The sequence below is a fragment of the Cellulomonas sp. P4_B5_2 genome (genome assembly GCF_056402235.1).
In genome coordinates, this window is sequence record NZ_JBFUHU010000270.1 from 1 (window position 1) to 5269 (window position 5269).

Below are 5269 nucleotides of genomic sequence, written 5' to 3' on the forward strand. Positions count from 1 at the left end.
ATGCTGGACGGGCGCCTGGACGAGGCGGCGGAGGCGGCGTCCCTCGCCGAGCGTGCGGCCGGCGGTCGGTTCGGCACGCGCGACGAGCTGTTCGCCCGCGCGATCGACGTGGGGCTCGCTCGCCGGTCCAACGACCTGGCTGCCCTGGTGCAGGTGTGGCCGACCGCGCTCGACGCGCTGGTGCGGCGGCCGCCGGACCTGTTCGGGCTCCTGCCGCTCGGCGAGATCGCCGTGGCCGCCGCCCGGCTGAGCGAGGCCGACCGGGTGGCATCACACCTCGAGCAGGCCGCCGTGCTGCTCGGGGGGCTGGGCCACCCGGTGCTCTGGTCGGTCCCGCACCACTGGTACGGGATCCAGGTCGCGGTCGTGGCGGAGCGGCCCGACTGGCTCGAGCGCCACACCAGGCCCCTCGCCGCCGCCGCCCGGGAGAGCCACTACGCCGAGGTCCTGTCGGATGCCGCCCGGATCTGGCTCCAGGTCCTGGGCGCACGGGTGGACCCGCCCGCCGTCGAACGGGCCGCCCGGAGGCTCGTCGCCGTCGGCATGGCCTGGGACGGGGCCCGGCTCGTCGGGCACGCGGCTGCGCGCACGCCCGACCGCGCGTCGATGGTCGGCCTGCTGCAGACCGCCCGGTCGATGCGGCCCGCTCGCGAGGAACCGCCGGCCCCGGCACGGCGTCGCGCCCGGGTGTCGACCCCCGCGGCGAAGCCGCTGCTGAGCGGTCGCGAGCTGGAGGTCGCGCGTCTGGTGGTGGACGGCCAGACGTACCGGCAGATCGCCGAGCGGCTGTACATCTCCCCGAAGACCGTCGAGCACCACGTCGCGCGCATGCGTCAGCGGCTGGACCTGCACTCCCGCGGCGAGCTGCTGGCCCACCTGCGTGGCCTGCTCAGCCAGGCGCCGGTCAGCTGACGCCCGGCCCGCCGTGACGCGGTGAGGCGCGCAGGTCGACGGCGCGCCTCGCCGGCCCTGGCAGGATGTGGCGCGGCCCCCGTAGCCCAACTGGCAGAGGCAGCCGGCTTAAACCCGGCACAGTCCGGGTTCGAACCCCGGCGGGGGCACGATCGCGACGGAGCGGACCGGGCCTCAGTAGCGGGCGGCGCCTCGCTCGTTGTCGAAGATCGAGCGGCAGCCGGGGCACTCGCCACCGTCGGGGCCGTCGTCCTCGGGGAACTTGGTGGTCGGCGTCACGAACACGCCGCAGATGCTCATGCCGTCCCGGAAGAAGTGCTGCTGCTTGTCGTTCTGGGTGAGTCGCAGCCAGCCCTCGGGATACGTCGTCTGCATGGTGTCCATCGTCTCGCCGGGATCGTCGCCCCGAGCATGACGAAAGGCCCGGCTCGTCCGTCAGGCGAGGCCCTCCGCCGCCTCCGCCTGCTCGATCGTCGCCAGCCAGTCCCGCTTGGTCGCGCGCCAGCCCTCGTCGTCGGTGCCGAGGCGCCAGTAGCCCGAGACCGACAGCTGCTCCCGGCCGACCCCGCGGTCGGTGCGCACGTGCCGGCGCAGCTCGCGGACCACCCCGGCCTCGCCGTGCACGAACGCGCTCACCGGCGCGGGGAGCTCCGGGAGGGCGACGACGGTGTCGACGAGGGCCAGGCCGGCCACCGCGACACCCTGGTGCACCCAGAGGACCTGGACACCCGCGGGTCGGGCCAGCGGGATCTCGTCCTCGGGACCGTGCACCTCGATCACGGCGTGCCCGACGGCGTCGGCGGGGAGCCGCTCGAGCGCGACGGCGATGGCCGGCAGGGCGCTCGCGTCGCCGGCGAACAGGTACGACGCCGCGGTCGGGTCCGGCGACCACGCGCCTCCGGGGCCGCTGAGCAGGACCTCGTCACCGGGCGCGGCGCTCGCCGACCACGGCCCGGCGATCCCCTCGTCGCCGTGGACGACGAAGTCGAGCGTGAGCTCACCGGCCACCGGGTCGAAGTCGCGGACCGTGTAGGAGCGCTGGCGGGGCTGGTCCTCGGGCGGGAGGCTCGCGCGCACGGCGTCCAGGTCGAGGCGGCCGTCCTGGCGGAGCGGACGGGGCGTGCCGTCGGGGAGGAAGAGCACCTTGACGTAGGAGTCGGCGTGCGGCGACGGCGTGAAGGTGGCCAGACCGGGGCCGCCGACGACCACGCGCACCATCGTCGCGGCGATGTGCTCGGTCCGGACCACGTGCGCCACGAGCGGGGCGGGGCGAGGGCGGGCCGGTGCGTCGGTCATCGAGGTCCTTCGTCCGGGGGCGGGTGTGCGGCCGCCCACGCTAGCCGAGCCCGCTGTCAGGCGCGTCCCCCCGGGCACGACGACGGGGACGGCCCCCTCCGGACCGTCCCCGTCGGTGTGCCTGGGGTCAGGCGTCGCGCCGCTTCAGCAGCACCGCGGCCACCCCGAGCACGAGCACGATCCACAGGACCAGCACCCCGTAGCCCTGCCAGGCGGTCAGGTCCACACCGACGTCGCTGAACGAGGCCGCGGCCTCGAGCTGCTCGGTCGTCTGCGTGAACTGCTGACCTGCCACTCCCGGCAGGAAGGGGTTGGCGTACTGCAACGGCTTCCACGGGATCGCGCTGAACAGGATCGGCGCCACGAGCAGGAGCCCGAGGACGGTCGCCAGGGCGGCCGCCGAGTGACGCAGGAGCGCGCCGAGGGCGTACGAGAACAGCGCGATCGTCGCCAGGTACACCGCGGTCCCGACCAGCGGCCGGATCATCTCCGGGTCGGTCACGTCGATCGAGAAGTCCTGGCTGTCGAAGAACAGCCACTGGAGCGCCACGGACAGCGCGACAGCGACCAGCGCGACGACGAACACCGAGACGACGAGCACGATCCCCTTGGACCAGAGCACCGGCAGCCGCTTGGGTGCGGCCGTCAGGCTCGAACGGATCATGCCGGTGCTGTACTCGCTGGTGATGGTGAGCGCACCGAGCACGGCGACGGCCAGCTGGGCGAGCGTCACGGCGATGCTCAGCGGGTCGAGCGGGTTGCCCGCGGTGCCCTCCGGCGGGCCGCCCTCCGCCGGGCTGGGCACGTTCACGAAGGCCAGGCTGATCAGGACGACCAGCCCGACCGTGGCGATCAGGAAGATCGAGAGCGTCCACGTGGTGGAGCGCACGGACCAGAACTTGATCCACTCGCCGCGCAGCAGGTGACCGAAGCTCAGCTTGTAGCTGGTCGGGGCGGTGGCGTGGCGGTGGGGCTCGGTGGCGACGGCGGTGCTCATCGGGCGTCCTCTCCGGTGGTCTCGTCAGGTGCGGCAACGGGTGCCGGGGCGGGCACGGCGGCGTGGGCGCCCGTCGACCGGGACGGCTCGCCGGGCAGGGCGGCCGAGTGGTACTCGACGGACTCGGACGTCAGGGACATGTAGGCGTCCTCGAGGGAGCCGGTGAGCGGGGTCAGCTCGTGCAGGACGATGGCCGACCGTGCGGCGATCTCGCCGACCTCGGCGGCGGTCGCTCCGTGCACCTCGAGGAGCCCGTCCTCGCTGGGCGTGACCGTGATCGCCGGGCCTGCCAGGCGCGCCGCAAGGTCGGAGGCCTGCGGCGACCGGACGCGGACGCTGGCCTTGGTGGCCTGCGAGATCACCGTGTCGACGGGGCCGTCGGCGATGATCTTGCCGCGGCCGATGACGATCAGGTGGTCGGCCGTGACGGCCATCTCGCTCATCAGGTGCGACGAGAGGAAGACCGTGCGGCCCTCGGAGGCGGCCAGGTACTTGACCAGGTTGCGCACCCACAGGACGCCCTCGGGGTCGAGCCCGTTGACCGGCTCGTCGAGGATCAGCGTCTGGGGGTCGCCCACCAGGGCGGCCGCGATGCCGAGGCGCTGGCCCATGCCGAGCGAGAACCCGCCGACCCGCCGCTTGGCGACCGTGTCGAGCCCGGTCATCGAGATGACCTCGTTCACGCGCTTGTCGCCGATGCCGTGCGTCGCCGCGATGGCGCGCAGGTGGTTGCGCGCGCTGCGGCCGGTGTGGACGGCCTTGGCCTCGAGGAGCGCTCCCACCTCGGTGAGCGGGGAGCGGTGCTCGGCGTAGGGGCGACCGTTGACGGTCACCGTGCCGCGGGTGGGCCGGTCGAGGCCCATGATCATCCGCATCGTCGTCGACTTCCCGGCGCCGTTGGGGCCCAGGAAGCCGGTGACCCGTCCGGGCTGCACCGTGAACGAGATCCCGTCCACCGCCAGCTTGGTGCCATATCTCTTCGTCAGGTCGTGGGCCTCGATCATCGCTTGTCCTCGTCGTCGGGAGTGGAGCCGAGACGACCCTAGGGGTGCGTCGCAACCTCATACATCGGACCATGGGGGGATCGCGGCCCAGCCGAAAGGCCGAGGGGGAGAAGACCCGGGAACGAACGCGCCCCTGTCCACGTTCGCTACGGTGACAGCCTTGTCTGACAGCGCCCGATCCGTCCAGGAGGACGCCATGGCCAATCCGATCTTCAACAACAGTCCGGTCTTCCAGGACCCCGTCCAGCGCCGGGGCCAGAAGTCGCCCGCGTCGACGGTCTCCTACGGCACCGCCGGAGCCCAGGTGACCGACGCCGCCACGCTCGACCAGATGTACGACGCCCCCGCTGCGACGACGCGCGAGACGGGCCGCCTGACGTACGACGACGTCATCATGAAGACCGCGGGCCTGCTGGCCGTGCTGGTCGTCACCGGTGCAGCCACCTGGGTGCTCGCGCCCGGCCTGTGGGTCCTCGGCGCGATCGTCGGCCTGGTCCTCGGCCTGGTCAACGCGTTCAAGAAGGAGCCGAGCCCGCCGCTCATCGTGCTGTACGCCGCGGCGCAGGGCGTGTTCCTCGGTGGCATCAGCCAGTTCTACGAGTCGTTCTACGACGGCATCGTCGGCCAGGCCGTCCTCGCCACGCTCTCGGTGTTCGCGGTCTCGCTGTTCCTCTTCAAGTCCGGCCGGGTCCGGGTCACGCCGAAGTTCCAGCGCACCCTGCTCATCGCGATGGTCGGCTACCTCGTGTTCTCGCTGATCAACGTCGTGGCCATGCTGTTCGGGGTCGGCGGGGGCGACTACGGCCCGCTGCGGTCCGGGTGGCTCGGCGTCGCCGTCGGCCTCATCGCGGTCGTGCTCGCGGCCGCCATGCTCATCGTCGACTTCGACTCCATCAAGCGTGGCGTGGAGGCCGGCGTGCCGGCGAAGCTCGCGTGGACGGCGGCGTTCGGCCTCGTCGTGACGCTGGTCTGGCTGTACCTGGAGCTGCTGCGGATCTTCGYGATCCTGCGTGGCGACTGACCCCGGCCTGAACTGACTGACGTCGGCCCGGGTGCGATG

The 5269-nt window shown here is 72.8% G+C and carries 6 protein-coding genes and 1 tRNA gene; 3 read left to right on the plus strand and 4 right to left on the minus strand.

Annotated elements, in window-relative coordinates; genetic code table 11:
* A partial coding sequence (locus AC1DUQ_RS17150; RefSeq protein ID WP_477074202.1) for a helix-turn-helix transcriptional regulator occupies positions 1–912 on the plus strand: 912 nt, incomplete at its 5' end.
* A 75-nt stretch (positions 913–987) separates the two neighbouring features.
* Positions 988–1061 (plus strand) — tRNA-Leu (locus AC1DUQ_RS17155).
* Between the two features lie 25 nt (positions 1062–1086).
* Here AC1DUQ_RS17155 and AC1DUQ_RS17160 read toward each other — a convergent pair.
* From AC1DUQ_RS17160 to AC1DUQ_RS17175, 4 genes are all read right to left on the minus strand, one after another.
* On the minus strand, positions 1087–1287 hold the full coding sequence (locus AC1DUQ_RS17160) for a hypothetical protein (RefSeq protein ID WP_477060223.1): 201 nt from the start codon (positions 1285–1287) through the stop codon (positions 1087–1089).
* Between the two features lie 60 nt (positions 1288–1347).
* Positions 1348–2208: a siderophore-interacting protein gene (locus AC1DUQ_RS17165; protein ID WP_477060224.1), complete on the minus strand. Its 861-nt coding sequence runs from the start codon at positions 2206–2208 to the stop codon at positions 1348–1350.
* 127 nt (positions 2209–2335) lie between these two features.
* The gene (locus AC1DUQ_RS17170; protein ID WP_477060225.1) at positions 2336–3205 is read right to left on the minus strand and encodes an ABC transporter permease subunit; all 870 of its coding nucleotides are present in this window, start codon (positions 3203–3205) and stop codon (positions 2336–2338) included.
* On the minus strand, positions 3202–4209 hold the full coding sequence (locus tag AC1DUQ_RS17175; protein WP_477060226.1) for an ABC transporter ATP-binding protein: 1008 nt from the start codon (positions 4207–4209) through the stop codon (positions 3202–3204). The genes AC1DUQ_RS17170 and AC1DUQ_RS17175 overlap by 4 nt, the downstream gene beginning before the upstream one ends.
* 196 nt (positions 4210–4405) lie before the next feature.
* Here AC1DUQ_RS17175 and AC1DUQ_RS17180 point away from each other — a divergent pair, with 196 nt between their 5' ends.
* Positions 4406–5230 carry a Bax inhibitor-1/YccA family protein gene (locus AC1DUQ_RS17180; protein WP_477074203.1) on the plus strand — a complete coding sequence of 275 codons (825 nt, stop codon included), beginning with the start codon at positions 4406–4408 and terminating at the stop codon, positions 5228–5230.
* The last annotated feature ends 39 nt before the right edge of the window (positions 5231–5269 follow it).

Excerpts from the sequence above, each read along its gene's own strand:
- AC1DUQ_RS17160 (WP_477060223.1), bottom strand. The coding sequence starts at position 1,287 with ATGCAGACGACGTATCCCGAGGGCTGGCTGCGACTCACCCAGAACGAC.
- AC1DUQ_RS17165 (WP_477060224.1), bottom strand. The coding sequence starts at position 2,208 with ATGACCGACGCACCGGCCCGCCCTCGCCCCGCCCCGCTCGTGGCGCAC.
- AC1DUQ_RS17170 (WP_477060225.1), bottom strand. The coding sequence starts at position 3,205 with ATGAGCACCGCCGTCGCCACCGAGCCCCACCGCCACGCCACCGCCCCG.
- AC1DUQ_RS17175 (WP_477060226.1), bottom strand. The coding sequence starts at position 4,209 with ATGATCGAGGCCCACGACCTGACGAAGAGATATGGCACCAAGCTGGCG.